Here is a 25,018-nt window from a genome sequence, read left to right as displayed (position 1 = left end):
TATGGGGAAAAATGCAGGAAGGCGGATCACCGCGCTTCTGGCTGCGTCTTGGGTGGTGCTGCTTGTGGCCGATCTGGCCGCACTGGTGGGCGCCGCTCGGCTCGATTTCGACGACGGCCTCAAAGACGCCTTCGTCTCCGACAGTTCGTGGTACGCCGATTATGGCCGTTTTTCCGAGCGGTTCACCCAGACCGACGGCGATATCGTGGTTCTGTTCGAAAGCGGGGATTTCGCGCACCCGCGCGCGTTGACCGGCCTGTCGGATTTCATGCTCGAGGCAAGCCTGATCGACGGCGTCGCCTCCACCGTCTCGATCCTGACCCTGCGCGGCCCGCCCGGCCCGGACGGGACGACCGATCCGCTGGTACCGGCCGTGCTGCCCGACGAGGAGGCGCTCGCCGTTCTGCTGGACGATGTCCGCGTCGGGGCACCGGGTGCCGAGGCCCTCCTATCGCCGGACCGCCGGCTGGCGGCGGTGCTCGTCAGTCTCGCCGATGGCGGCCGCAGCCTCGAAGGCGCGCGCGCCGTGATTGCCGAGCTGGACGCTCTCGCCGGCGCGATCGCGCGCGATCGCGGGCTTGGCTTTTCCGTAACCGGCATTACGCCTCTGCGCGCCGCGATCGTCGACGGTCTTTACCGCGACATCGTCGTTTTGACCGGCGTTGGCATCGTCGCCGGCTTCCTCGTCTGCCTGGTGGCGTTGCGTTCCCTGCCGCTGGCGCTCCTGACCACAATGCCGTCGGCGACCGCGATGATGTGGGCGCTCGGCGTGTTCGGCGCGTTCGGCTTCCGTGTCAACGTCGTCACCGTCGCCCTGCCGGTGTTGATCCTCGTGCTTTCCTTCACCGACAGCCTGCATTTGACCTTCGAAGCCGGCCGCCGGCTCCATGCCGGCCGGCCGCCTTTAGCCGCGCTGGCGGACGCGGTGCGCCGGGTCGGACCGGCCTGCGCGCTCGCCTCCATCACCACCGCGATCGCCTTCGCTGGGCTGACCTTTTCCGGCTCGCTGATCATTCGCGATCTCGGCTTCGCCGGCGTCATCGCCGGCCTGGCTTCGCTGTTGGCGGTGCTTTTCGCGCATCCGCTTCTGTTTGCGACCGCCGGCCGGTTTGTCGACCTTGCCGGGCTCTTCGCCGGCAATCGCGGTACGCCGCTGGCGCTGTTCGACTGGCAGGCGCTGCCGCGCCTGGCGCTTGCCCGTCCGCTGCCGGTCGCCGCCGGCGGGCTCGCGTTGCTTGCCGCCGCGATCGCGGTCTATCCGACCATCGAGCCGGTGCATTCGCTGCGCGAGAACGTCGCCGTCGGCAATCCCGTCATCGTCGCCCTCGACCGTGCCGATGTCCGGCTCGCGCCGGCCAACGCGGTCGACATTCCCGTGCGTCTTGCCGCCGGCGCGCAGGGCGGTCTCGACGCGGCCGCGCTGGCGCGCGTGGACCAGGTCCACGGCGTCGTCGAGCGCACCGTTACCGACGGACTGGTTTTGTCGCTGGCCTCGCTCGCCCGCCAGATCGGCGATGTGCCGGCGGCTGAGAAGGCCGCCCGGCTGTGGGCGCTTCTCGCCCGTATGAACGACAATCAGCGCGCCCGGTTCGTGTCGGACGACGCGCAATGGGCGCTGGTGCGTCTCCACATCGCCGACGATGGTGCGCGCGCCACCCGCGATCTGGTCGCCCGGCTCGAAACCGCCTTGGTGCAGGCCGGTCTGGCGAGCGGGACGCAGCATGCGCGTCCGACCGGCTTCCTCGCGATGTCGGCCTTCGTCAGCGCCGAGATGATCACCGACCTGAACTATTGTTTCCTGATCGCCGTCGGCGCGTCGGGACTGCTGACCGTTCTGTGGTTTCGCAACTGGCGCTACGGCCTGATCGCGCTGGTTCCCAACCTGTTGCCGATCGCCCTGGTCGGCGCCTGGCTCGCGCTCTCCGGCCGGGGCCTGCAATTCGCCTCCGGCGTCGCGCTCACCGTCGCCTTCGGCATCGCAGTGGACGATACTGTCCACGTGCTGAACCGGCTCCGCCTGAACGCGCCCGCCGGCGCGCCGTTCGACCCGCGCGCCATCCGCCGGGCGATGGAGGAGGCGACGCCGATTTTGGTCGTCACCACGGCTGTGCTGTCGTTCGGCCTGATCGGCACCTTCCTGTCGACCGTGCCGACGGCGGCCTATTTCGGAGTCTTGTCGATCGTGGTGTTGGTGCTGGCAGTCCTCTCCGACCTTTTCGTGCTGCCCGCCTGTCTCACGCTGTTCCATCCGCGCCGGCTGGCCATGGGCGAGGAGCGGCCGGCATGAGGGGGCTTTGGCCGATGGCGGGGGCGCTCGTGCTGCTGCAGGCGACGCCCGCCGCCGCGTCGCCGCTCGACACGCTGATCGGCGACTGGCGTGGCAAGGGCATGGTTCGCGAGCGCCCCGGTTCGCCCCCGGAGCGCGCGGCCTGCCGACTGACGGCGCAAACCGTAGACGCCACGCGGATTTCGGTCACCGGACGATGCGGCACGGCCGGCGGAACGGCACGGTTTTCGATTACGCTTCGCCGGCGGCCCGGCGGACGCGTCGACGCCGTCGTATCCTCGCCGACCCTGCCCGAAGACATCGACTATGCCGGCACGGTGTCCGGCAATCGTCTCAGCTTTGGCGCGACCGCGCCGCTCGACATTGACGGCGCGCAATATTCCTCACACGTGGTGTTCGCCTTCGACGGCGATGACCGCTTCGTCATGGTCGAAAGCGCGACGCGCCTGGCCGACGGCGAAAAACAGATATTCTTCGACATGCGCTACAAGCGCGAGGGGGGCGCCCGACCGTGAAAGCCGCAGCGACCGCCACGATCTGCCTGGTGCTGGCCTTCGCCGCCTGGGCCGGAAACGCGTTTTACGCCGCCGGAGTGCCGGGCGGCGAACTGAAATACTGGTCGCCCGCTCTGGTGGCCGGCGCGATGATCGCGTTTTTCGTCGTCCATGGGCGCCAGCTCTATTCCGGCCGCCAGTTGCTCGCCTTCGCGGTCACCGTCTTCCTGGTCGGCTGGTTCTTCGAAACCGTCAGCGTGCTGACCGGCTTTCCGTTCGGCAATTATCACTACACCGAGCTGATGGCGCCGTTTCTCGGCCATGTGCCGGTCTCCGTCATGCCGGCCTATTGCGTGATGGGATATGTCTCGTTCTCGATGGCGCGCATTCTGTTGAACCGCCTCGGCGGCAGGCCCGACGCGGTGCTGCGTTTCGGCGTGCCGATAGCGGCCTCGCTGCTGATGGTGGTGTGGGACCTGTCGATGGATCCCTTGCGCGCCACGATCGAGCGGCGCTGGGTTTGGCTCGATGGCGGTCCGCATTTCGGTGTGCCGATCGAAAACTATTTCGGCTGGGCTTTCGTTACCTGGATCATGTTCCAGGCTTTCACGCTTCTTCTCGGTCGAGGCAGGGCGAAAACCCTCGCCCTGACGCCGGCCGAAACCGCGCGCTACTGGCTGTCCGTGCCGATCATCTATCTCGCCTTCGCGGTCGAATATGTACTCAATCCCGTTTTCGCCGCGTCCGGCGCGCAAGCGGTGTCGGTCAACGGCCTGGAGATGGCGGCCGGCGAGATCGAGGCGCAGGTCGCCTTGCTGACCGCCACGACCATGCTCCCGCTCGCCGTACTGGCCATTGCCAGGCTGCGGCGCATACTGGTCCGCTCACGCCTCGGGTTTCGCGACGGCGCCGTTGCGGAGACGAAAAACCGGGGGCAAACGATCCCACTTGGAGATGAACGGCTTTAGCGGATGTTGAAATACGGATCCGAGCGCCCCGATTTCGATATCGAAACGCATTGGCGGCTTGAGGCGCGGCCGGAGGAACTGACTGCGATCGTGCTCGACCCCGAGCTGATCCATCGTTGGTGCCCGGCGGTTTTCATGGGCTCCGAACTGGTCGCGCGCGGCGGTGCCGACGGCCTCGGCATGGCCATCAGGCTCTACACCAAGGGTTTTCTGCCACATGCCTTCTTTTTCGTGGCCCGGATCGTCGATCTTGTTCCACACCGGTCGATGACGATCGCGGTCAGCGGCGATTTCGACGGCGCGGGGTTTTTGACGGTCGAGCCAGGGCCCGGCGGCATCTGCGCGGCCAGCCTGCGCTGGCGCGTTCGCGTCGCTCACCCCTATGTCCGGCGCTTCGTGCCCGTCTTCCGTCCCGTGCTGACAGCCAACCATAAATGGGCGGCGCGCCGCGCCCACCGCCTGCTGCAGGAAGAGGTCTTTCGTCGCCGTCGCCTGTCAAACGCCTTCGTGGAGGCGAAGCCGACCTTTCCGCACAATCTCGCCCCGTTCCGGGCCTGGCAGCGGCGCCGTGCCGCCCATCGCGGATGGCGCGTGTCGAACATGGAATGATCCGCGTGCCTGTTCGCGGCGCCTCGGCCGTCTGCGCAATCAGAAATACTGGCGCGGTTTCATCACCGGCACGTCGAGGCGCGCCGGCGGGGTGGTCGCCTCCTTGCGGCGCTCCAGGTTGAAGCGCTGTCGCTTTTCTTCGAAGGCACGCCGTTTGCGTTCGGCCTCCAACACGTCGATTTCGGCGTGGCGACCTTGTTGCTCGAGACGTTGCCGCTCGGCCCTGAGATGCGCGTCGCCGTCGATGGCGAGCGCGGGGCTGTGACCGCCGCAAGCCAGGACCGCCGCGACCAGCGCGATTGCCAGAGATGCCGGGAGCCTGCGTGCGGCCATCCGCAAATTGAGGACCATCCCGTTCATATAGGTCTCTGGTGGGACGTCGCCAGTCGGGGCGCTCGGCCGGCCGCGTCCAACCGAATGCGCGGCCTGTCTTCCGCACCGCCCGGCTATGTAAAAAGAAAACGGGCCCGAGGACCCGTTTTCCATGGCGATGACGTGAGAACCGGCGGCTTACGAGCCGTTGCGCGCGGCCTCGAGCCAGCCGTCGACCATGTCGCGGTTCTGTTCGATCCACTCGGCCGCATGCGCGGTGATGTCTTCCGGGTCGCCTTCGCCCTCATTCATGCGCGCGTTCTGCGCAAAGATGGCTTCGAGCGGGATGCTGACCTCGCCGAGCAACGCGCGCACGGCGGGGTTTTCCTCCAGGAACGCGGTGTTGGCGACCGGCACGATGTCGTTGGCCGGGAAGCCGAGCGTGCACGGATCGTCGACGCAGCCGTTCACGCCCTCGAGCGTGGCGGCCTCTTCCAGATCGGCCATGTCGTCGGGCAGGTCGACTTGCGGCACTTCGATCCACATCACGTCCTTGCCCGGCGCGAGTTCGTTGACCGTCCAGTTCGGCGTCCAGGTGTAGAACAGGATCGGCTCGCCCTGTTCGTGGGCGGCGACCGCATCGGCCATCGAGGCGGCGTAGCTGGCCTTGATCGCATTCACGTGGTCGCGCAGTTCGTAGGCGTCCATGTGATGCTCGATATTGACCTCGCAGCCCCAGCCGGGCGGGCAGGCGACCAGATCGGCGCGGCCGTCGCCGTCACGGTCGAAGGCTTCCTTGACCTCGTCGCGCTTGAAGTCGTCGAGCGTCTTGATGTCGAATTTCTCGACCGCCGCCTTGGAGACCAGATAGCCTTCCAGCGCGCCGCCTTTGGCGACCGCGCCGACGATTTCGGCCGAACCCTCGAAAGTCGGCTTGTAGGTGTTGTGCAGCGGGAACCAGCCATTCACCCAAAGATCGACGTCGCCCTGCGAGACCGCCTGGTAGAAAGGCGGATTGTCGAGCGTTGTCGGACCTTCGACCGTGTAGCCGAGCTCTTCCAGCAGCTGCTTGTAGACCGCCGCGTGGAACCAGCCCGTGTCCCAGGTTGCCTGGGCGAAACGCACGGTCGTGCCTTCGCCCGGCATGTCCTGGGCCGAGGCGGCCAGCGGCGCGCCAAAGATCGCGACGGCGGACACGCCGCCGATGAGCAGTTTTCTGAATGTGGATGTCTTCATGTCGAAGCCTCCTTGGTCGTTTGCATGAGCCTGCTTGGGCAGGACTTTCCGGTTCGGTCCTTGCGACCGACCGTCAGGCTTCGCCCACGCGCTGGGAGCGTTTGGGCGAAAACAGGGCGGCGAGCGTGGCTCTGAGCGACGTCTTGCGCATGCGCGACGGCTCGCCGAGGGATTGCGTGATCCGGTCGAGAATGATGGCCAGCAGCACGATGCCGACGCCGCCGGCCGTCGCGTTGCCGACGTCGAGGCGGCCGAGCCCGGTGAACACTGTCAGGCCGAGCCCGCCGGCGCCGATCAGGGCTGCGATCACCACCATCGACAAGGCCAGCATCAAGGTCTGGTTGAGGCCGGCCATGACCGTCCTCAGCGCCAGCGGGAACTGCACGTCCCAGAGCATTTGCCAGCGCGTCGAGCCGAACGACTGTGCCGCCTCGACCAGATCGGAACGCACGTTGCGGATGCCGAGATTGGTCAGGCGCACGATCGGCGGCAGGGCGAAGATGATCGTGGCGATGATGCCGGGCACCATGCCGACGCCGAACAGCATGACGATCGGCACCAGATAGACGAAGGACGGGATCGTCTGCATGATGTCGAGGATCGGCCGCAACACCGCCTGGAAGCGGTTGCTGCTTGCCGCCATGATGCCGATCGGGATGCCGATCACGGTGCAGAAAAGCACCGCCGTGACCACCATCGACAAGGTCGTCATCGTCTCCGGCCACAGGCCGATCATGTCGATGAAGGCGAGCGCGATCAGCGTGAACAGCGCGACCCCGCGACCGGCGGTGCGCCATGCGATCAGCGCCAGCACCAGCGTGAAGACGATCATCGGCACGGCGTTGAGAAAGCCGTCGAGCCCGTTCAGAACCTGGGTGACCGGCCATTGCAGCGAGCGGAAGAAGGGCCGGAAATTGGGAACCAGCCAGTCGCGTACGAAGCTGTTGACCCAGTCGGCGAGCGGAATTGTAAGAATGTCGGAAGGGCTGAACATACGCGCCTCCTCGATTGGTCGGACGGAAGAAAAGGACGCTTAGGCGGCGGCCGGCGTGGCGAGCTTGCCGAACACGTCCTGCGGCGCCACGACCCCGGCAAGGTCGCCCTGGCGGTCGGTAATGGCGATCGGCAGGCCAGCTTCGGCGAGCGGGTAAAGCTCGAACAGCGGCGTCGTACGCCGGGCCTTCGGAAAATCGGCGACGATCGCCTCGCGCAGCGCACCGCCATTGTCACGCACCGAGGCGGCCAGATCGCGATAGGCGACCACGCCCAGGATCGCCTTGCCGTCGAGCACGTAGAGCGCGTCGCGCCCCAGCGCCTCCATCCGCGCGAGCGCGGTCTCGGCCGTATCGCGTTCGACGTCCAGCGCTTCCGCCGGCGCTGCCACGGACCCCGCCGTGAAGACCCGCGACCGGTCGATGTCGGCGGTGAAGGCGGCGACATACTCGTCGGCCGGATTGTCGACGATCTGTTCGGCTGTCCCGACCTGCACAAAGCGGCCATCCTTCATGATCGCGATGCGGTCGCCGAGGATCATCGCCTCGTTGAGGTCGTGGGTGATGAAGATGATGGTTTTCTTCAGCGAACGCTGCAGCTCGAGCAGTTCTTCCTGCATGTCGCGGCGAATCAATGGGTCGAGCGCGGAGAAGGGTTCGTCCATCAGCAGGATTTCTGCCTCCGAGGCGAGGCCGCGGGCCAGGCCGACGCGCTGCTGCATGCCGCCCGAAAGCTCGTCGGGATAGCTGTCGGCATGGGCCTTGAGCCCAACCTGATCCAGCGCGGCTTCCGCCTTCTTGCGCCGCTGATCGGCGCCGACGCCCTTGACCTTGAGCCCGTAGGCGACATTGTCGGCGACCGTCATATGCGGAAACAGCGCGAAGTGCTGGAACACCATGGCGATCTTGGTACGGCGCACCTCGCGGAGCGTCTTGCCGGAGCAGTTCGCCACGTCGATGCCGTCGATCAGCATTTTTCCGGAAGTCGGCGCGATCAGCCCGTTGATCATGCGCACCAAGGTCGACTTGCCCGAGCCCGAAAGTCCCATCACCACGAAAATCTGGCCTTCGCCGACCTTGAAGCTGGCGTCCTGAACGCCAATCGTGTCGCCGGTCGCCTCGAAGATGGCGTCCTTGCTTTTGCCTTGTTTTAGAAGTTTCAAGGCTTCGTTCGGGCTTCCGCCAAAAACCTTGAAGATCGATTCGGCTTGGACCTTGATATTCGTCTCGTTGGGCAACAAACTTCTTTCCATCGGGCAATCCCGAAGCAGCATAGGACAAAACAAAACAGCCCCGTTCGCAATCGAATACTGATCGCGATGAGGAAATAAACTCTCTGAGGCTTGTCGAGGTCAACCTAGTGCAGCTTGGCCGGCGCGACAACCCCCCACAGCGCGGGAATATATCGAAACTCTAATCCGTGTGGAGACACAGACCCCCTCTGTCGATCCGGCCAGCATGGTCGATGCGCGCGCATCGACCACGGCGCGCACATTGTCGCCTGCGCGCCATATTCCGGCTTTGCCTTTGCGCTTCCCCCTGATAAATGCCCGCTGCATGAGAACGCCCTTGTCCCACATCCGCAATTTTTCGATCGTCGCGCATATCGACCACGGCAAGTCGACGCTCGCCGACCGGCTGATCCAGTCGACCGGCTCACTCGAGCAGCGCGAGATGAAGGATCAGGTGCTCGACGCCATGGACATCGAGCGCGAGCGCGGCATCACGATCAAGGCCAACACGGTTCGGCTCGAATACGACGCCGCCGACGGCGAGCATTACGTTTTGAACCTGATCGACACGCCCGGCCACGTCGATTTCGCCTACGAGGTTTCGCGCTCGCTCGCCGCCTGCGAGGGCTCGCTGCTGGTCGTCGACGCCTCCCAGGGCGTGGAGGCGCAGACGCTGGCCAATGTCTACCAGGCGATCGACAACGACCACGAGATCGTCGTGGTGCTCAACAAGGTCGACCTGCCGGCCGCCGAACCCGAGCGCATCAAGGCCCAGATCGAGGAGGTGATCGGCCTCGACGCCTCCGACGCGCTGGAAATCTCGGCCAAGACCGGTCTCGGCATCGCCGAGGTGCTGGAGGCGATCGTCAAGCGCCTGCCGCCTCCGAAGGAAGGCGACGCGGCCGCACCCTTGAAGGCGATGCTGGTCGACAGCTGGTACGACGCCTATCTCGGCGTCATCGTCCTGGTGCGCGTCATCGACGGCGTGCTGAAGAAGGGCCAGCAGATCCGCATGATCGGCACCGACGCCAAATATCTGGTCGACCGCGTCGGCGTCATCACGCCCAAGCGCGTCATGGTCGACAGTCTCGGCCCCGGCGAGCTCGGCTTCATCACCGCCTCGATCAAGGAAGTGGCCGACACCCGCGTCGGCGACACCATCACCGAGGAAAAGCGCCCGACGGCCAAGCCTTTGCCCGGCTTCAAACCCGCTCAGCCGGTGGTGTTTTGCGGCCTGTTCCCGGTCGACGCCGCCGATTTCGAGGATCTGCGCGCCGCCATGGGCAAGCTGCGCCTCAACGACGCCTCGTTCTCCTTCGAGATGGAGACCTCGGCCGCGCTCGGTTTCGGCTTTCGCTGCGGCTTTCTCGGCCTTTTGCATCTGGAGATCGTCCAGGAGCGGCTCGAGCGCGAATTCGACCTCGACCTGATCGCCACCGCGCCCTCGGTCGTCTACCGGCTACACCTGACCGGCGGCGAGGTGCGCGAACTGCACAATCCCGCCGACATGCCCGACGTGGTCAGGATCGACCATATCGAGGAGCCGTGGATCCGGGCCACCATCCTCACGCCGGACGACTATCTCGGCGCGATCCTGAAACTGTGCCAGGAGCGGCGCGGCATCCAGGTCGATCTCGCCTATGTCGGTTCGCGCGCCATGCTGACCTACGACTTGCCCTTGAACGAGGTGGTGTTCGATTTCTACGACCGGCTGAAATCGATCTCCAAGGGTTATGCCTCGTTCGACTACCAACTGACCGATTACCGCGAGGGCGACCTGGTCAAGATGCAGATCCTCGTCAATGACGAGCCGGTCGACGCGCTCTCGATGCTGGTCCACCGCCAGGCGGCCGAAAAGCGCGGCCGCGCCATGTGCGAAAAGCTCAAGGAGCTGATCCCCAAGCACATGTTCAAGATCCCGATCCAGGCCGCGATCGGCGGCAAGGTGATCGCCCGCGAGACCATTTCGGCGCTGAGGAAGGACGTCACCGCCAAATGTTACGGCGGCGACGTGACGCGCAAGCGCAAGCTGCTGGAAAAGCAGAAAGAGGGCAAGAAGCGCATGCGCCAGTTCGGCAAGGTCGAAATCCCCCAGGCGGCGTTCATCGAAGCGCTGAAGATGGGGGATTGAGCGGTCGGGCAGCAGGCCCGGCGCGACGATCCAGTGATCGTCACGAGCGAAAATCCGGGAGGGAGTCGCCGCAGGCATTGGATCCCGCCCCGGGACGCCAGGTGCTGCCACACGAGGGGCAGGCCGTCGGTCCTGCGATAGGCGACGGGCCTTAAAGGGCCGGAATTGCCCGAGGCTCTATAGAACGATCCAGCGATCCATCCTGGCCGGTGCCGCGATCGAAGGCCTGCGTCCCAACGGCAGAAACACGAGCGCCGGCATCTTCACCAGGTCATCGCGAACTGTAACCTCTCCGTGCCCGCCTATGCCGCCGCCGGTCGGTCAAGGTCGCACGCCCGACCTGCCGCAATCAGCCAATGCCGATCGTGAACGCTGGCTAAACGACGCTTCAGCCGGGGTTCAGTCGAGCGCCGCCATTCTGTCCGACGGGAACCACAGCGTGGTCCCACCCGGAGGAGAACGGAGGAAAAATCATGACCCGCCTGCTTTTGAGAACGAGTGCCGCGACCCTGCTGGCCGTGCTCGCCGTCGGCAGCGCCCAGGCCGGCGCCCGCATCGACAAGATCGGCATCGCGCGCGAGGGCATCGATCTGGCGGCGGCGCATGTTCGCGCGACCCGGGACGGTTATGCCGGCTTCGCGAACAACAGCCATCGTTTCACCGTGCGCCTTTTCGCCAAGGGCAAGGGCAACAACAACATTCACCGCGTCGGTATCGGCAACCGCAACGGCATGGACCTGATCGAGGTTACCGCCGGCCGCTGGCACTACAAACAGCGCACGCCCGACGACGGCTGGGGCGTCTACAAGACCAGCCGCAGCTTCACCGCCGACATGAGGCAGGTCGACTGGGTGGTCACCCCCGGCAAATTGTGCCGCGACAATCTCGACCAGCGCGTGCGCGCCGGCATGGCGCGGTCCCAGGTGCTGAGTCGGGAATGGACGCTGTCGGCCAAGGCGGTGTTGCGGTTTTACGCCGCCGCGTCCTCGCCGTCGAAGATCCGCAACGGCCGCGTCGCCGGCAATTCCGAACAGCGCATGGCGACCCTGTTCTACCCGGTCAAGGTCGTCTGCCGGGCGCGCTGAGCGCGGCAGGCGCCCATGGCCGGCGCCTTTCGGCGCGCTGTTTGCGTCAGCGCAACGAGGCTTGCCGCGCACCGTGCTCTGCTGCCTCATGGGAAGCCGTTCGCTGCGCCAGAGGCCGCGCGGCGGCGGCTTCGGCAGCAAACGGACGCGTAGAATGGCAAGACACCCGCAAATCGATCCCGACATGAGCGTCGACGAGATCATGCGCCGCTGGCCGTCGACGATCGCCGTGATGATCCGCCACGGCATGCTGTGCGTGGGCTGCCCGATCGGCGGCTTCCACACCGTCACCGACGCCTGTCGCGAGCACGACGTCGAGGAAGACCGGTTCGTGCGCGAGCTGGAGGCCGTGATGGGCGCCTGAGGCGCGGCACCGACCACGTGAGGCGCGCCTTCAATCTCAGTCCCGGCGCCGGTGTTCGGCCACCAGCATCAGCCCGTGCGCGTCGGTCACCACCACTTTCTGGCGCCCGCTGCGCACCAGGCCGCGCTGTTCCCAGGCACTCAGAAGACGGCTCACCGTATGCAGCGTGGTGCCGGTCATCTCGGCGATGTCCTGGCGGGTGATCGGAAAGTCGATCTCGATCCCGTCCGCCGTTTTGCGCCCGGCCTGCTTGACCAGCCGCAGAAGGGCGTGGGCGATACGCTGCTCGACCTGTTCGGTCGACATCTCCATCACCTGCGCCTGGGTTTCCTGCAGCCGCGCGCCGATGGTCTGGTAGGCGTTGGCGCCGAAGGCGGGAAACAGCGTCTGCAGTTCGGCCCATTCGCGGTTTGGCCACGCCAGCGCCACGCAGTCGACCGCGGCAACCGCGCTGGCGGGAAAGCTGGTGCGGCCCATGGCGACCGCGATGCCGAACAGTTCGCCCTCGTTGATGTAGCGCGCGATCACCTGATGGCCTTCCGGCGAGGTGCGCACCACGCGAATATGGCCCGACAGCAGGAGATAGAAGTTTTCCGCCGTCTCGCCTTGAGAAAAGATCTCGCTGCCCTTGGGGTGGCGGGCCGAGCGGGCATGCACAAGCACGCGGTCGAGCGCCTGCTCCGAAAGCCCGCGAAAGGTCTCAAGCCCCGCAATCAGCGTCCTGTCGAGTCCCGTCATGCCGACCTCATCTGTCCCGCGGCTTTTCTAGCGCGTGTTTGTCAAAGCGCAAACTCGCCTTGCGCCGCATGGCGTATCTGCTTGGCAACGGCCGCGACAGGCCGTCCACCTCCCAGGAAGAAAGGAAAGACGATGAAAAAGCGGATTGCGATCATGGCCCTGGGCGCCGTCATGGCCATGGCCATGGCCGGCGCGGCCGGCGCGGCCGAATTCGAGGTCAAGATGCTCAACAAGGGTGAAAAGGGCGCCATGGTGTTCGAGCCCGATTTCGTGCGTGCCGCGCCCGGCGACACGGTGCGCTTCGTGCCGACCGACAAGGGCCACAACGCCGAATCGGTCAAGGGCATGCTCCCCGAGGGGGCCGAGGCGTTCAAGGGCAAGTTCAACGAGGAAATCGTGATCACGCTCGATAAGGAAGGCGTCTACGGCATCAAATGCGCGCCACACTACGCGATGGGCATGGTCGCGCTGATCGAGGTCGGCGAGCCGGGCAATCTCGACGAGGCCGAGGCGGTCAAGCATCCCGGCAAGGCCAAGACCGTGTTCGCCGAGCTGTTCGGCCTCACCGTCGCGGCCAAACAGGACTGATCCGGAAAAGCGCCTGTCGTCCCAGCAATAAGGCGGCGCGGCACGCGGGGCCCGCGTGCCGCGCCTTTTTGCGTTGACGATCCGCACGCCGCAGGTGAGCGGAAGCGCAACCGTCTTGTTGGAGATAAGCGGACGCACATCCACCCGTGCCATGCTGGAAGGAGAAATCTGTCCGGAACCTCCGGTCGTTTGCGGCCGCGGCGCAATGGATCCCGGATCAGATCCGGGATGAGGCTGCGAGGGGCGGTTGGCGGTTATTAAGGGGCAGACCATCGCCGCGCCGTTGCGGACGTCGGCATCGCCATGCGCCCCGGCCGAAAAGGCGTCAGCCCTTGCGGGGTTTACACAGGATCGGCCCGTAGCGCAGCGCAAAAAGGAGGAAGGCCAGGCTCCAGAGCGTGCCGCCGGCCGTCAGCAGGGTGAGGTAGTGGGTATCGGAGAACGGGGCGGCGACGCGCAGCAGCGCCCCGGCGCTGACGGCGACGTAGATCGCCAGCGTCCAGCCGTCGGCCTCGATCGCGCGTCCGGTATGGCCGAGGCTGGCGCGTGTCATCACGGCGAGCGTCATCGTGCCGACCGCGCCGGCCGTCAGCGCGTGGATCGCCGCGCTCGCCGGCAGGCCGGGGGCAAGGATCGCCGCGCCGAGGAGAAACACCGCCGCCGCCAGCCAGCCATAACCCAGATGAAGCACCAGCACGATCGGCTCGCGCATGGCGAGATCGCCGCGCCAGCGCGCCAGCCGCACGGCAAGCAGCGTGCCGGCGAGAACCAGCAGGCCGCCGGTCGCCAAAAGATCGGGCACGGCGACCCAGGCCGCGACGGCCGCAACGGTCGCCGCCAGCGCGGCCTTGTCGACGATCCCGAAAGAGGCCGGCAGCCGCCCGTCGCCGTTCCTGGCCAGCCAGTTGCGGGTGAAGCTCGGCACGATCCGCCCGCCGATCAGGGCGATCAGCACGGTCGCGACGCCGAGCGCGAGCCGCATGCCGGGGGCTGCGGCCGAAATCGCGAAGGCGCCGCTGTGATGCAGCCCGTTGGCAAGCGCGAACAGGGTCAGCATCGCCGCCACCGGCGCGTTGCGCCAGTTCCGGCCCGCCACCACCTCGCGCCAGACAGCCGCTGCCAGCACGAGTGGAAAGGCGAGATCGGCCGCCATCGCAAGCAGCGGATCGCCGACGGTCAGGTTGGCGGCGCGTCCCAGAAACCACAACCCGACCAGGCCGGCGAGCGGGCCTCCGCTCAGCGGCAGCCGTCCCGTCCAGTTGGGCACCGCCGTCAGCACGAAGCCGGCGATCACCGCGCCCAGATAGCCGAACAGCATCTCGTGCACGTGCCAGTCGAGCGCGGCGAACGGGCCGGCGGGCGTCCATCCCGTGCGGAACATCAAAAGCCAGGCCGGAATGGCCAGCCCGGCATGCAAGGCGGCCAGCAGGAAGAACGGTCGAAAACCATAATGCAGGATCGGCAGTGTCGAGGGAACGCGGCCGCGTCCGTCGCGACCATCATCGCCCGCCCCGCGCCGGCGCCGCAGCAACGAGCGGTCGGTGGGCCCATGCTGTTCCAAAACCGTCATTGCGTCAGTCCCGGCCTCGCACGTGGCCGGCGCCGCGCGCACAGGCGCGCCGCCGCCGCGCCATGGGCGGCGAAATCGCCGATATCGTCGAACAGATCCGCGATCTCGGAAAAGGCGGACCGGTCCGGCTCGTCCGGCTGCAGGGAATCGAGCTCGTCGAGCAGGGTCGTCACCAGCACGATCGCGTCGCGCATCTTGCGTGCGTCGGTCAGTGCCCCGGCGCGGGTGGCCAGGTCGTCTTCGGCGCCGATGCGCTCCAAAATGGCGTCGGCACGGGCGCGGCAGCGGCAGTCGAGCTCGGCTTCCCGGAGCCCTTGCCGCAGGCGTTCGACGGCGGAACGTTCGCCCGCCAGCGCCTCTGGCGCGACGGGCGGTGTTTGCGTCGGGCGTTTCGGCGTGACCATGGCAGCCTCCTTAGGGGGTGGCCGGACGGCGGGCCCGCCGCCGCGGCGTTGCGCTGCGCCGGCGGTTCGTCAACGCGCCAGCGCCTTCAGGCGGGCGAACCAGCCCGGCGCGTCGTCGCGCACCAGCCGGAAGCCTAGATTGTCGGGCGGCGCGCCGACGGCGCAGCCGCCGCTTTTGCCGTCCCGCACGAAGTCGGACATGTAGGTCCGGTGCCGGCCCTCGGCGACATGAACGCCGCAATTCTCGGTCGTGCGCGCGTTCGTTTCAAGCTCGGAGTCGAGCCGCACGCGGCTGTAACATGTCGACGTCCATTCCCAGACATTGCCGGCCATGTCCCGTACGCCGTGCGTGTTGGGGCCGTAATGGCCTAGCGGCTTGGGTTGCGGGTCGGGTTCGCGCCGCGCTGCGGCTTCTTCCTCGTAGCGGCGAATCCAGGCCACTGCGGGATTTTTTGGATCGTCGGCGACCGCGAACGGATCGCCGGCGAACCGCTCGCCGGCCGCGAACGCCCATTCGGCCGCGCTCGGTAGACGCCAGGTCTCACCGGTGGTCCGGGAATACCAAACGGCATAGGCCTCAGCGTCGAGATAGCTGACCCCCGTCACCGGAATGTCGGCCGCCCGCGCAGAATTTGTACCGTCGGCGGGACGGCACGCGCCCGCCGTCACGCATTCACCGTAGGCGGCGCGGCTGACCTGGTCGGCCATGATGTGCAAGGGGCGGTCGAAACGCACGCTGCGGCTGGGCGCGGCGGCTGGCCGGCCATCTGCGAGGAACTCGCCGGGCAGGGGAAATTCGATCGTGCCGGGAGCGATCGCCACCGTTTCCACGGCGCCAGGCACCGGTCCGGGCGTCGATCCGGCCCAGTCGACCAGACCGATCGCTACCGGCAGGGCCACGGCGGCGACGGCTCCGATAACGGCTTCGGCGACATGATGCGGCATGGTTTCTTCTCCCGAAAGCCATGGCCCGGCGCCTGTGCCGGGCCATGGCGACGCATCCTTGCGTGGCGGCGGGTCAGTTGGTCGGGATCGGACCCGGAGCCTCGACCTGCTTCATCAGATCGTCGTTCCACTCGCCGTCGACCACGAAATGGGCGGTGGCGCCGAGCTCGACGGCTTCGATCAGATTGTGGTTCACATAGGCATAGACGCCCGGCTGCAGGAAGGTGTAGAGCGCAGCACCCGCCGATCCGCCGCGGATGAACCAGGTTTCCAGGTTCTTGGCCGGAGGATTGTCGAACTTGCCCTCTTCCCAAACGTAGTCGCCATGGCCGCCGATCAGGTGTGGCCTTGTGTCCCGGTTGGCCTGGGAGTGAACGATCATGACGGTCTCGCCGACCTTCGAGCGCATGGCGTTGTCGCCGGTGAGCGCGCCCTTGGCGCCGTTGAAGACCACATGGGTGGGCACCAGCCCGCGCATGACCTCGACCGTGTCGGCGTAGGATTCGCCGGGGCTATCGTAGCTCTTGTAGGCTCCGGTTTCGTCGCGCGGCACGTAGAAGTCGTTTTCGCCGACATAGTAGATCCGGTCATAGGCGATGCGCTCGCCCTTTTCGTTCTTCAGCCCGTCGCGCGGCAGCACCATGATCGTGCCGCTCATGCCGGACACCACATGCCAGGGGATCATCGCGCCTTCGGGCGCGCAATGATAGACGAAGGTGCCCGACCGGGTCGCCTTGAAGCGCAGCTTGACCTGCTCGCCGGGCATGATCAGCGTCAGCGCTCCGCCGCCCAGCGCGCCCGTGGCGGCGTGGAAATCGATATTGTGCGGCAGCGAATTGCTGGCCGCGTTGATCAGCGTGAGTTCGACATAGTCGCCCTCATGCACCACCATCATCGGTCCGGGGATGGAGCCATTGAAGGTCATGCCGGGAAAGGTCGTGCCCTCGTCGTCGATAACGACCGGCTTTTCCTCGATCGGCAGCACGAACTCGACCACTTTCGGTCCGCTTGTGGCGACCTGTTCATGGGCATGCACGAACGGCGGCGCGACCAGCGTCACCTTCTCGCGCGGCAGGGTGGCGATGTCGGCTTCGCCTGTGCTGGCGACTGCCGTCATCGGGGGCATGGCGGTCAGCGCCGCCGTGGCGGCTGCGCCCATCAGTGCCTGGCGTCGCGTGAACATGTCTTTATCTCCTTCAGGTCCTTCGGTGTCGATGGCCGAACCCTAGCGGCGCCGGTGCGCGCGCTCTTTGTTCCCGCACAAACAAGTGCGAGAAAGGCGCATTCGCGTCGGAAACACCGATGCGGGAAGAGTGTTTTTCCATTTTGGAAAAAGTCTTTGATACCTATGACGAATTGACGCCTTCCGGCCCGGGGTGTTGAACGCGTTGACTTCGCGCCACGCATCGCGCGGGGACCGCAACGGAGAAGGCTGATGAGCGAGCGCATCGAAATCGAGGGATTGAGGATTGACCGGCTGCTGCACGACTTCGTAGCCCGCGAGGCCTTGCCCGGCACCGGCGTCGAAGCCGGCCAGTTCTGGTCGGCGCTGTCCAAGATCGTTCACGAGCTGTCGCCGAAGAACCGGGCGCTTCTGGACAAGCGCGCGCGCCTGCAGGCCGAGATCGACGCCTGGCACCGCGAGAATGGCGCGCCGTCCGATCTCGGTGCCTACAAGGCCTTTCTCGAGGAGATCGGCTATCTGCTGCCAGAAGGCGGTGATTTTGCCGTCACCACGGCCAATGTCGATGCCGAGATCGCGACCGTCGCCGGCCCGCAGCTCGTCGTGCCGGTCACCAATGCGCGCTACGCGCTCAACGCCGCCAATGCGCGCTGGGGCTCGCTTTACGATGCGCTATACGGCACCGACGCGATCCCCGAGACCGACGGAGCGGAAAAGGGCGAAGGGTACAACCCCGTCCGCGGCGCCAGGGTCGTGGCCTGGGCGCGCGGCTTTCTCGACGACAGCGTGCCGCTTGCCGGCGCGCGCTGGACCGATATTGACGGTCTGAGCATCGAGGCCGGCACGCTGAAGGCGGGCGGTGCGGGGCTCGCCGATCCGGCCCAGTTCGCGGGCTATCGCGGCGATCCGGCGGCCCCCTCGACCGTGCTGTTGCGCAAGAACGGCCTGCATGTCGAGATTTCGGTCGATCGCTACCATCCGATCGGCAAGGACGATCCGGCCGGCATTTGCGACGTGGTGCTGGAATCGGCCGTCACAACCATCATGGATTGCGAGGATTCCGTTGCCACCGTCGACGCCGAGGACAAGGTTTTGGCCTATCGCAACTGGCTCGGCCTGATGAAAGGAGACCTCGCCGAGGAGGTGACCAAGGGCAAGACCTTCGTGCGCCGCCTGAAGGGCGACCGCGACTATACCGCGCCCGACGGCTCCGTCGTCTCACTTCCCGGACGGGCGCTGATGCTGGTCAGGAATGTCGGCCATCTGATGACCAATCCCGCGATCCTCGACCGCGACGGGGCCGAGGTTCCCGAGGGCATCATGGATGCCATGATCACGGGCATGATCGCGCTGCACGATGTCGGAAAGAATGGCCGCCGGGCCAACTCGCGCGCCGGGTCGGTCTACATCGTCAAGCCGAAAATGCACGGCCCCGAGGAGGTCGCGTTCGCCGTCGAGCTGTTCACCTGTGTCGAGGAGGCCCTCGGCATGGCGAAAAACACGCTGAAGATGGGCATCATGGACGAGGAGCGCCGGACCACGGTCAACCTCAAGGAGGCGATCCGCGCCGCCTCCGAACGGGTCGTGTTCATCAATACCGGCTTCCTCGACCGCACCGGGGACGAGATCCACACCTCGATGGAGGCCGGCCCGATGATCCGCAAGGGCGACATGAAACAGGCCGCCTGGATTTCGGCCTACGAGGCCTGGAATGTCGATATCGGGCTTGCATGCGGCCTGGCCGGCCACGCCCAGATCGGCAAGGGCATGTGGGCCATGCCCGACCGCATGGCCGAAATGCTGGAACAGAAGATCGGCCACCCGAAGGCCGGAGCCAACACCGCCTGGGTGCCCTCGCCGACTGCCGCCACCCTGCACGCCACCCACTATCACAAGGTCGACGTCGCCGCGGTGCAGCGGGACCTGAAGAACCGTCCGCGCGCCAAGATCGACGACATCCTGTCGGTTCCGGTCGCGACGCGGCCGAACTGGTCCGATGCGGACAAGCGCCAGGAACTGCGCAACAACGCCCAGGGCATTCTGGGTTACGTGGTGCGTTGGATCGATCAGGGCGTCGGCTGTTCCAAGGTGCCCGACATCAACGATGTCGGCTTGATGGAGGATCGCGCCACGCTGCGCATCTCGTCCCAGCACATGGCCAACTGGCTGCATCACGGCGTGGTCGGCGAGGACGAGGTGATGGCGGTAATGAAGGAGATGGCCGCGATCGTCGACCGCCAGAACGCGGACGATCCGCTCTACAGGCCGATGGCGCCGGATTTCGACAGCTCGATCGCGTTCCAGGCCGCCTGCGATCTCGTCTTCAAGGGGCGCGAGCAGCCCAGCGGCTACACCGAACCGGTGCTCCATCGGCGCCGGCTTGAGCTCAAGGCGCGCGAAGCCGCCGGCTGAGGCGGGTTCCCCGGTCGGGCCGCGTTTCGGATCGGCGCGCCACGCGGCGCTTGTTTGCCGGCCCGGTTTTGCCTATGCGGTTACCGCATGAAGGTCCTGGCCATCGACACCGCCGCCGAACTCTGCGCCGCCTGCGTCTATGACGCCGGCGCGGGCCGCGAACGCGGGCGTTCGGTGCGCGATATCGGCAAGGGCCATGCCGAAGCCCTGATCCCGGTCATGGCCTCGGCGCTCGCCGCCGCCGGCTGCGATTATCCCGATCTGGGCGCGATTGCCGTTGCGGTCGGTCCCGGCTCCTTTACCGGTGTCAGGATCGGGGTAGCGGCTGCGCGCGGACTGGCGCTCGCGCTCGACATTCCCGCCACCGGCGTCACGACGCTGGCCGCCCTGGCCCGCGAGGCCCGCGGCGCATATCCCGCTCGCGCCTGCCTGTCGGTTCTCGACGCCAAGCGCGGTGAACTCTACGTCGCGCTCTATGATGCTGCGGGCGGCGAGATCGAGGCGCCGATGATCGCCGATGCCGCGCGCACGGCGGCGCTGGCGCGCGCGCACGATGCCGTCCTGACCGGCTCCGGCGCCGGCCTGGTCGCCGAAGCGGCCGGCGGCCCGCTGCTCGAGATCGCCGGTGAGGGCCGCACGGCAGACATTGCCGCCTATGCCGCCTGCGCCGTCGATGCTGGGTTTTCGGGGCAAAAACCGAAGCCGGTCTATTTGCGCGGCGCCGACGCGCGGCCGGCTTCCGGTTTCGCCCTGCCGCGCCGGGAGGAATGATGCGTGCGCCGTTTTCCCTGCGCGGCCGCAAGCGCGAATTCCTGACGGAACGCTTGCTGCCCGCCGACGCGGCAGCGCTTTCGCACCTGCATGCGCACGGGTTTTCGCGGCCGTGGAGCGACGGCGAATTCGCCTCGCTGTTGGAACAGGACACCGTATTCGGTTTCGCCGCGCGTGAGGTCGGGCGTCCCCGCGCCGCGCCGGGCGGTTTCGTTCTGGCCCGCCAAGCCGCGGGCGAAGGCGAAATCTTGACCATCATGGTCGCGCCGGCCCTCAGGCGCTGCGGTCTCGGCTGGATGCTCATGGATGCGGTGATGCGCGAACTCTATGCCCAGCGCGCGCAGGCGTTGTTTCTGGAGGTCGACGAGACCAATCGCGCCGCGATCGGTCTTTATCGCAAGCTGGGTTTCAGCCAGGTCGGTGCCCGTCCGGCCTATTATGAGCAGCACGCGGCGCCGCGCACGACCGCGCTTGTCATGCGCCGTGATCTTGGCTAGCGCGTCGGGCAGCGGGGGAAGGGACGCACCGCAATCATGATGGCTTCGATCCGGGCGGCAACCGTGCTGGCCATCCTGTTGCCGGCGACGTTGGTCGCCGTGGGCGCCCAGATGATCACCCTGCGTCTCGGCGTTCCCGGCCCCGGCGTGGTGCCGGCCCGGTGGCACAGGCTGGTGCTGCGCCTGCTCGGCATTCGCATCAGCATCCACGGCGTGCCCGACGCCCGCCGTCCGTTGTTGATCGCGTCCAACCACATTTCCTGGACCGACATTCCCGTGCTCGGCGCGATCATGCCGCTAGGCTTCGTCGCCAAGGCCGACATGGCCGGCTGGCCGGTGTTCGGTGCGCTCGCCAAATTGCAGCGCACCGTGTTCGTCGAGCGCGACCGCGCCCGGACATCGGCCATCCAGGCGGGCGCGCTGGGCGAGCGGCTCGCCACCGGCGAGGTGATGGTGCTGTTTGCCGAAGGCACCACGTCCGACGGCAATTTCGTCGCCCCGTTCAAGAGCACGCTGTTCGCTGCCGCGCAGGCCGCGCTGGATGCGCAACGCGACGATGGCGGCGACGGCGTCCCGCACGTGACGATCCAGCCCGTCGCGGTCGCCTATACCCGCCTGCACGGCATGCCAATGGGCCGGTTCCATCGCCGGCACGCCTCATGGATCGGCGATGCCGAGCTGATACCGCATCTTTTTGCCCTGATCCGCGAGGGTGGCATCGATGTCGAGGTGCATTTCGGAGAACCGGTCCGCTTTGAGCCCGGCGACGACCGCAAGCGGGTGGCGCGACGCATGGAGGCCGAAATCCGCGCGCTGATGGCTCAGGCGCTGCGCAGGCCCGGTGCGTCGTCGCGCTGAGTTCCATCGCGCCCGGTCAGGCGGGAATAGGCGTCGATAGGCGCCGGTCGGCCGGTGAAATAGCCCTGCACCAGGTCGCAGCCCTCGGCGATCAGGAAGTCGAGCTGCTCCTGACGTTCCACGCCCTCGGCGGCGACTTCCAGCCCGAGCGCGTGGCCGAGGCCGACGACGGAGCGGATGATGGCCGCCGACTGCTCGACCCGGCCCAGATTGTCGGTGAAGGAACGGTCGATCTTCAGCGTGCTGAGCGGGAAGGCCTGCAGGTAGGACAGCGAGGAATAGCCGGTTCCGAAATCGTCGAGCGCGATGCGCACGCCGACATCGCGCAGTTTGCGCAGCATCGACATGGCCTGCTCGAAATCCTGGATCATGACGCCTTCGGTGATCTCGAGCTCGAGCCGGTCCGGCGCCAGGCCGGTTTCTTCCAGGATTGCCTGCACCGTGCCTGGCAGATCGCCGCTGCGGAAATGGAGCGGCGACAGATTGACCGCCACGCGCAGCGGGTTTTGCCAGGATGCGGCCTCGCGACAGGCGTCGCGCAGGATCCATTCCGACATCTCAACGATCGCGCCGCCGTCTTCCGCCAGCGGGATGAAATCGGCCGGTGCGATCATGCCGCGCGTGGGATGGCTCCAGCGCACCAGCGCTTCGAAGGCCACGGCCGTCCCGTCGGCCGCCATTTGCGGTTGGAAATGCAGCCTGAGCGCGCCGTCCCCGATTGCGGCGCGCAACTGGCTTTTCAGTAGTTGGCGGTCGCGGGCGGCCAGATCTTCGTTGGCATCGAAGAACGCGAGCGGGTCCGTCGTCGTCCGCCGGGCTCGCGTCAGCGCGCCGGCCGCATTGGCAACCAGGGTCGGGGCGTCCCGCCCGTCGGCGGGAAAAAACGCGCAGCCGATCGCGATCGTCGAGCCGGCTTCGCGCACGCGGCCGGTCCCTGCCGTTCCCGCCGAGCGCAGGGTTTCGGCAAAGCGGCGCAGGCCGTCGCGGCCGGGGGGCTTGGCAAGCACCAGGGCGAACGTGTCGGAAGCGATGTGAAACAGCGGCTTTTCGCCGACGGCCTTTTTCAGGCGTTGCGCGATGGCGCGCAGGGCCTCGTCGCCGGTCGCATGGCCGTACATGTCGCTGATATGGGTGTGGCCGGTCACGTTGATGCGCATCAGCGCGAAGGGCGCCTCGTCGCCGGCGCGGGCGGCGATCAGCTGATCCAGCATCGTGTGGAAGGAGGCACGGTTGGGCAGGCCGGTCAGCGCGTCGTGGCACGCCAGATGGGCCGCTTCCTTTTCGGCGCGCTTGCGCGCGCTGATGTCGAGAAGAACGTTTACCGCGCCCACGATGCGGCCGGAGGGAGCCCGGATCGGCGTTGGAAACGGCGCGAACGGAATCCGGGTTCCATCGGGACGTTCGGCGATCGCCTCGGCGCCGCGCACGGCTCGGTTTTCCCGGATCGCCAGCGCCATCGGGCAATTCTCGTGCTTGAGCGGCGATCCGTCGGGATTGTAAAGGCGCTCGGTGACGCACCAGCGATCGACGCCCAGCACCGGCTCGCGGCCGGCGAAGGTTACGGCGGCCTGGTTGAAATAGGTGAGGAAACCATCGGTATCGGTGGCGTAGACGGGCGCCGGCAGGGCGTCGAGCATCGAACGGACCCACACCTGATCCGCGCCGTCCAGCGGCAACTCTTGAGCCCTGCGCTTGCGCTGCGGGTCCGCCGCATGTGTGACGATCCGCGACAGCGCCGTCGCGATCTGCTCCGCGCTAATCCCCAACCCGCCAAGCGACAGCGGCGGTCCGTCCGCGGCGATATCCTTCGGGGCAGGGGCTTGGCTGTTCACGAGGGCTCCGCACCCGTCGCGCTTTCGGGCCGGCATGATCCGGTCGCCGATGCGGCCGTTTTCATGACGGTTTGCCGGGATCGTCGAGCCTGTGATCGCACGTCACGCGCTCCGCAAGTTCTTTTCGTCGGCGCTGGTACGACGGATGACCAGCCGTTTCAGAGCCCACAATAGGCGCAGAAGCTGAATCAATTTCTACCGCCGCATCCTGAAATTTCAGGGTAGGGCGGATCGCGGCAAGGCCGGCCGAGCGGTCAGGCGTGTTTGCTAGCGGCTGCCGATCACCATCCGGTTGCCTTCCGCGTCGCGGAATTCGGCGACGACGCGCCCCGGTTGCCACGGTGCTTCCTGCGGTTCGGTGATGATCTCGACCCCCCGTGTCCGCAATTTCTCGACGGTGGCGGCGACGTTGTCGGCGACCAGCACCATGACCGGGTCGGTGGACGGCGCATCGTCGTTGCGCCGGATAAAATGCAGCGTGGTTTCCGCGCCGGGAAACCGCAGCTCGATCCAGCGCCAGCCGTCTGGCCCCATCGGCGCGTCCGCTGCGACCTCGCAGCCGAGATTTTCGACATAAAACGCCTTGGCGCGCTCCTGATCGAAGACCGGCAATTCGGCGAACTGTATATGCATGGCGGGAACTCCGTTGGGTGAGGTGAGGCCGGGATCAGCGCCCGTTTCGGCTGAACGCCGCATGCAGGATTTCGGCAAAGGCGTCGGCATGCATGCCGTAACCGCCATGGTCGCCGGGAAAGGCGAGCGGCGCGAGGCCCAGCCTGGCGGCGAGGGCGCGGCCGGGGCCGGCGGCGTCTTGGTTGGATGCGTCGCCAATGCCGATCGCGATCGGCGTTTGGGCGTCGCGCAGCCGATCTATATCGGGTCGGTAGAGCGACAGCGGCATCAGCCCGTGAGCGATGAAATAGTCCATGTTCGCGTCGATCCGGGCGAAGGTTTCCAGGATTTCAGGCGGCAGGTCGGCCGGTCCGCCGGCTTCGTCCAGCCCCGCCATCGCCATGAATTCCCGAACTGCGGCCTGAAGACCGTCGCGCCGGTAGGTGTCCAGGATCGCCCGGTCCTTGGCGATCGCCACCGAGGGGTCGTCCAGCAACAGGACGCAAGGCGGTTCGTGCGCGACCAGGCAGTGCACGCGTTGTGGATGGCGCGCGGTGAGATTGAGCCCGATCTGCGCGCCGCCGCTGGTGCCGAAGACAAAAGCCGGGTCGCCGTCGCCGAACGCGGCGATCAGCCGGGCGGCGTCGTCGGCGTGAACATCCACGTCCTGGTCGGCGGGCGCGTCGTCGAGCGGACTGCGCGAATTGCCGCGCGGATCGTAGGTGGCAACCTTGTAGCGGTCGGCAAGTTGCCGCGCGAGATCGGTGAACACGCCGGCATCGGTCGGCCCGCCGGCAATCATCAAAAGCAACGGTCCCCGGCCGCGAAGCTCATAATAAAGCCGCGCGCCGGGAACCTTGAGTGTCGACGTTTCTGCGGGGTGGGGCATGGAGGGGGC

General features: G+C 66.8%; 24 protein-coding genes. 12 read left to right on the top strand and 12 right to left on the bottom strand.

Annotated features, from left to right (window positions below; all coding sequences use genetic code 11):
* The first annotated feature begins 1 nt into the window (after position 1).
* Genes C7T96_RS17600 through C7T96_RS17585 form a run of 4 tightly spaced genes read left to right on the top strand, consistent with a single transcriptional unit; the run spans position 2 to position 4,358 of the window.
* Positions 2–2,287 carry an MMPL family transporter gene (locus C7T96_RS17600; RefSeq protein ID WP_106572562.1) on the top strand — a complete coding sequence of 762 codons (2,286 nt, stop codon included), beginning with the start codon at positions 2–4 and terminating at the stop codon, positions 2,285–2,287.
* A complete protein-coding gene (locus C7T96_RS17595) occupies positions 2,284–2,802 on the top strand; it encodes a hypothetical protein (protein WP_146149203.1) in 519 nt (172 codons plus the stop codon). Before C7T96_RS17600 ends, C7T96_RS17595 begins: the two co-directional genes overlap by 4 nt.
* Complete coding sequence (locus C7T96_RS17590; RefSeq protein WP_106572560.1) at positions 2,799–3,749, top strand: carotenoid biosynthesis protein; 951 nt, start codon at positions 2,799–2,801, stop codon at positions 3,747–3,749. The genes C7T96_RS17595 and C7T96_RS17590 overlap by 4 nt, the downstream gene beginning before the upstream one ends.
* A gap of 3 nt (positions 3,750–3,752) precedes the next feature.
* A complete protein-coding gene (locus C7T96_RS17585; RefSeq protein WP_106572559.1) occupies positions 3,753–4,358 on the top strand; it encodes an SRPBCC family protein in 606 nt (201 codons plus the stop codon).
* 39 nt (positions 4,359–4,397) lie between these two features.
* On the opposite strand, the gene C7T96_RS17580 is transcribed toward C7T96_RS17585, so the two are convergent.
* The 4 genes from C7T96_RS17580 to C7T96_RS17565 form a co-directional block, all read right to left on the bottom strand.
* Positions 4,398–4,718 carry a hypothetical protein gene (locus C7T96_RS17580; protein ID WP_106572558.1) on the bottom strand — a complete coding sequence of 107 codons (321 nt, stop codon included), beginning with the start codon at positions 4,716–4,718 and terminating at the stop codon, positions 4,398–4,400.
* 150 nt (positions 4,719–4,868) lie between these two features.
* A complete protein-coding gene (gene proX, locus C7T96_RS17575) occupies positions 4,869–5,906 on the bottom strand; it encodes a glycine betaine/L-proline ABC transporter substrate-binding protein ProX (RefSeq protein WP_106572557.1) in 1,038 nt (345 codons plus the stop codon).
* A 73-nt stretch (positions 5,907–5,979) separates the two neighbouring features.
* On the bottom strand, positions 5,980–6,900 hold the full coding sequence (locus tag C7T96_RS17570; protein WP_106572556.1) for a proline/glycine betaine ABC transporter permease: 921 nt from the start codon (positions 6,898–6,900) through the stop codon (positions 5,980–5,982).
* Between the two features lie 39 nt (positions 6,901–6,939).
* A complete protein-coding gene (locus tag C7T96_RS17565) occupies positions 6,940–8,151 on the bottom strand; it encodes a glycine betaine/L-proline ABC transporter ATP-binding protein (protein ID WP_106572688.1) in 1,212 nt (403 codons plus the stop codon).
* Positions 8,152–8,455: 304 nt separating this feature from the next.
* Between C7T96_RS17565 and lepA the strand changes: the two genes are divergently transcribed.
* The 3 genes from lepA to C7T96_RS17550 all read left to right on the top strand — a co-directional run bounded on the left by lepA (position 8,456) and on the right by C7T96_RS17550 (position 11,710).
* Positions 8,456–10,261, top strand: coding sequence for a translation elongation factor 4 (gene lepA / locus C7T96_RS17560; protein ID WP_106572687.1), 1,806 nt, complete (start codon positions 8,456–8,458; stop codon positions 10,259–10,261).
* 473 nt (positions 10,262–10,734) lie between these two features.
* Positions 10,735–11,346, top strand: coding sequence for a hypothetical protein (locus C7T96_RS17555; protein WP_106572555.1), 612 nt, complete (start codon positions 10,735–10,737; stop codon positions 11,344–11,346).
* A gap of 154 nt (positions 11,347–11,500) precedes the next feature.
* Entirely contained in the window at positions 11,501–11,710 is a 210-nt protein-coding gene (locus tag C7T96_RS17550; protein WP_106572686.1) for a DUF1858 domain-containing protein, read from the top strand.
* Positions 11,711–11,746: 36 nt separating this feature from the next.
* On the opposite strand, the gene C7T96_RS17545 is transcribed toward C7T96_RS17550, so the two are convergent.
* Positions 11,747–12,448 (bottom strand): Crp/Fnr family transcriptional regulator, encoded by a 702-nt coding sequence (locus C7T96_RS17545; protein ID WP_106572554.1) that lies wholly within the window; start codon positions 12,446–12,448, stop codon positions 11,747–11,749.
* Positions 12,449–12,580: 132 nt separating this feature from the next.
* Here C7T96_RS17545 and C7T96_RS17540 point away from each other — a divergent pair, with 132 nt between their 5' ends.
* A complete protein-coding gene (locus C7T96_RS17540) occupies positions 12,581–13,036 on the top strand; it encodes a pseudoazurin (RefSeq protein WP_106572553.1) in 456 nt (151 codons plus the stop codon).
* Positions 13,037–13,361: 325 nt separating this feature from the next.
* On the opposite strand, the gene C7T96_RS17535 is transcribed toward C7T96_RS17540, so the two are convergent.
* The 4 genes from C7T96_RS17535 to nirK form a co-directional block, all read right to left on the bottom strand.
* A complete protein-coding gene (locus C7T96_RS17535; protein WP_106572552.1) occupies positions 13,362–14,606 on the bottom strand; it encodes an NnrS family protein in 1,245 nt (414 codons plus the stop codon).
* Positions 14,603–15,010, bottom strand: coding sequence for a hypothetical protein (locus tag C7T96_RS17530; protein WP_106572551.1), 408 nt, complete (start codon positions 15,008–15,010; stop codon positions 14,603–14,605). Before C7T96_RS17530 ends, C7T96_RS17535 begins: the two co-directional genes overlap by 4 nt.
* 69 nt (positions 15,011–15,079) lie before the next feature.
* A complete protein-coding gene (locus C7T96_RS17525) occupies positions 15,080–15,955 on the bottom strand; it encodes an SUMF1/EgtB/PvdO family nonheme iron enzyme (RefSeq protein WP_106572550.1) in 876 nt (291 codons plus the stop codon).
* A gap of 73 nt (positions 15,956–16,028) precedes the next feature.
* The gene (gene nirK / locus C7T96_RS17520; RefSeq protein WP_106572549.1) at positions 16,029–17,138 is read right to left on the bottom strand and encodes a copper-containing nitrite reductase; all 1,110 of its coding nucleotides are present in this window, start codon (positions 17,136–17,138) and stop codon (positions 16,029–16,031) included.
* A 252-nt stretch (positions 17,139–17,390) separates the two neighbouring features.
* On the opposite strand from nirK, the gene C7T96_RS17515 reads away from it, so the two are divergent.
* From C7T96_RS17515 to C7T96_RS17500, 4 genes are all read left to right on the top strand, one after another.
* Positions 17,391–19,550: a malate synthase G gene (locus C7T96_RS17515; RefSeq protein WP_106572548.1), complete on the top strand. Its 2,160-nt coding sequence runs from the start codon at positions 17,391–17,393 to the stop codon at positions 19,548–19,550.
* An 87-nt stretch (positions 19,551–19,637) separates the two neighbouring features.
* Positions 19,638–20,321, top strand: a complete 684-nt coding sequence (gene tsaB / locus C7T96_RS17510; protein ID WP_106572547.1) for a tRNA (adenosine(37)-N6)-threonylcarbamoyltransferase complex dimerization subunit type 1 TsaB — start codon at positions 19,638–19,640, stop codon at positions 20,319–20,321.
* The gene (locus tag C7T96_RS17505; protein ID WP_106572546.1) at positions 20,321–20,818 is read left to right on the top strand and encodes an N-acetyltransferase; all 498 of its coding nucleotides are present in this window, start codon (positions 20,321–20,323) and stop codon (positions 20,816–20,818) included. The genes tsaB and C7T96_RS17505 overlap by 1 nt, the downstream gene beginning before the upstream one ends.
* 36 nt (positions 20,819–20,854) lie before the next feature.
* Complete coding sequence (locus tag C7T96_RS17500) at positions 20,855–21,676, top strand: lysophospholipid acyltransferase family protein (protein WP_106572545.1); 822 nt, start codon at positions 20,855–20,857, stop codon at positions 21,674–21,676.
* Here C7T96_RS17500 and C7T96_RS17495 read toward each other — a convergent pair.
* From C7T96_RS17495 to C7T96_RS17485, 3 genes are all read right to left on the bottom strand, one after another.
* Positions 21,640–23,508, bottom strand: a complete 1,869-nt coding sequence (locus C7T96_RS17495) for a bifunctional diguanylate cyclase/phosphodiesterase (RefSeq protein WP_158264405.1) — start codon at positions 23,506–23,508, stop codon at positions 21,640–21,642. The two genes, C7T96_RS17500 and C7T96_RS17495, sit on opposite strands and share 37 nt — an antisense overlap.
* A 267-nt stretch (positions 23,509–23,775) precedes the next feature.
* Entirely contained in the window at positions 23,776–24,141 is a 366-nt protein-coding gene (locus C7T96_RS17490) for a VOC family protein (protein WP_106572543.1), read from the bottom strand.
* Between the two features lie 34 nt (positions 24,142–24,175).
* A complete protein-coding gene (locus C7T96_RS17485; RefSeq protein WP_106572685.1) occupies positions 24,176–25,009 on the bottom strand; it encodes an alpha/beta hydrolase in 834 nt (277 codons plus the stop codon).
* Between the last annotated feature and the right edge of the window lie 9 nt (positions 25,010–25,018).

The sequence above is a fragment of the Nitratireductor sp. StC3 genome, from assembly GCF_003015025.1.
Lineage (GTDB): Bacteria > Pseudomonadota > Alphaproteobacteria > Rhizobiales > Rhizobiaceae > Mangrovimarina > Mangrovimarina alexandrii.
This window is presented reverse-complemented; position numbering and strand designations above follow the sequence as displayed.

Coding starts and splice junctions, on each gene's coding strand:
- C7T96_RS17600 (WP_106572562.1), top strand. CDS start 2: ATGGGGAAAAATGCAGGAAGGCGGATCACCGCGCTTCTGGCTGCGTCT.
- C7T96_RS17595 (WP_146149203.1), top strand. CDS start 2,284: ATGAGGGGGCTTTGGCCGATGGCGGGGGCGCTCGTGCTGCTGCAGGCG.
- C7T96_RS17585 (WP_106572559.1), top strand. CDS start 3,753: ATGTTGAAATACGGATCCGAGCGCCCCGATTTCGATATCGAAACGCAT.
- C7T96_RS17580 (WP_106572558.1), bottom strand. CDS start 4,718: ATGAACGGGATGGTCCTCAATTTGCGGATGGCCGCACGCAGGCTCCCG.
- proX (WP_106572557.1), bottom strand. CDS start 5,906: ATGAAGACATCCACATTCAGAAAACTGCTCATCGGCGGCGTGTCCGCC.
- C7T96_RS17570 (WP_106572556.1), bottom strand. CDS start 6,900: ATGTTCAGCCCTTCCGACATTCTTACAATTCCGCTCGCCGACTGGGTC.
- C7T96_RS17565 (WP_106572688.1), bottom strand. CDS start 8,151: ATGGAAAGAAGTTTGTTGCCCAACGAGACGAATATCAAGGTCCAAGCC.
- lepA (WP_106572687.1), top strand. CDS start 8,456: ATGAGAACGCCCTTGTCCCACATCCGCAATTTTTCGATCGTCGCGCAT.
- C7T96_RS17555 (WP_106572555.1), top strand. CDS start 10,735: ATGACCCGCCTGCTTTTGAGAACGAGTGCCGCGACCCTGCTGGCCGTG.
- C7T96_RS17550 (WP_106572686.1), top strand. CDS start 11,501: ATGGCAAGACACCCGCAAATCGATCCCGACATGAGCGTCGACGAGATC.
- C7T96_RS17545 (WP_106572554.1), bottom strand. CDS start 12,448: ATGACGGGACTCGACAGGACGCTGATTGCGGGGCTTGAGACCTTTCGC.
- C7T96_RS17540 (WP_106572553.1), top strand. CDS start 12,581: ATGAAAAAGCGGATTGCGATCATGGCCCTGGGCGCCGTCATGGCCATG.
- C7T96_RS17535 (WP_106572552.1), bottom strand. CDS start 14,606: ATGACGGTTTTGGAACAGCATGGGCCCACCGACCGCTCGTTGCTGCGG.
- C7T96_RS17530 (WP_106572551.1), bottom strand. CDS start 15,010: ATGGTCACGCCGAAACGCCCGACGCAAACACCGCCCGTCGCGCCAGAG.
- C7T96_RS17525 (WP_106572550.1), bottom strand. CDS start 15,955: ATGCCGCATCATGTCGCCGAAGCCGTTATCGGAGCCGTCGCCGCCGTG.
- nirK (WP_106572549.1), bottom strand. CDS start 17,138: ATGTTCACGCGACGCCAGGCACTGATGGGCGCAGCCGCCACGGCGGCG.
- C7T96_RS17515 (WP_106572548.1), top strand. CDS start 17,391: ATGAGCGAGCGCATCGAAATCGAGGGATTGAGGATTGACCGGCTGCTG.
- tsaB (WP_106572547.1), top strand. CDS start 19,638: ATGAAGGTCCTGGCCATCGACACCGCCGCCGAACTCTGCGCCGCCTGC.
- C7T96_RS17505 (WP_106572546.1), top strand. CDS start 20,321: ATGCGTGCGCCGTTTTCCCTGCGCGGCCGCAAGCGCGAATTCCTGACG.
- C7T96_RS17500 (WP_106572545.1), top strand. CDS start 20,855: ATGATGGCTTCGATCCGGGCGGCAACCGTGCTGGCCATCCTGTTGCCG.
- C7T96_RS17490 (WP_106572543.1), bottom strand. CDS start 24,141: ATGCATATACAGTTCGCCGAATTGCCGGTCTTCGATCAGGAGCGCGCC.
- C7T96_RS17485 (WP_106572685.1), bottom strand. CDS start 25,009: ATGCCCCACCCCGCAGAAACGTCGACACTCAAGGTTCCCGGCGCGCGG.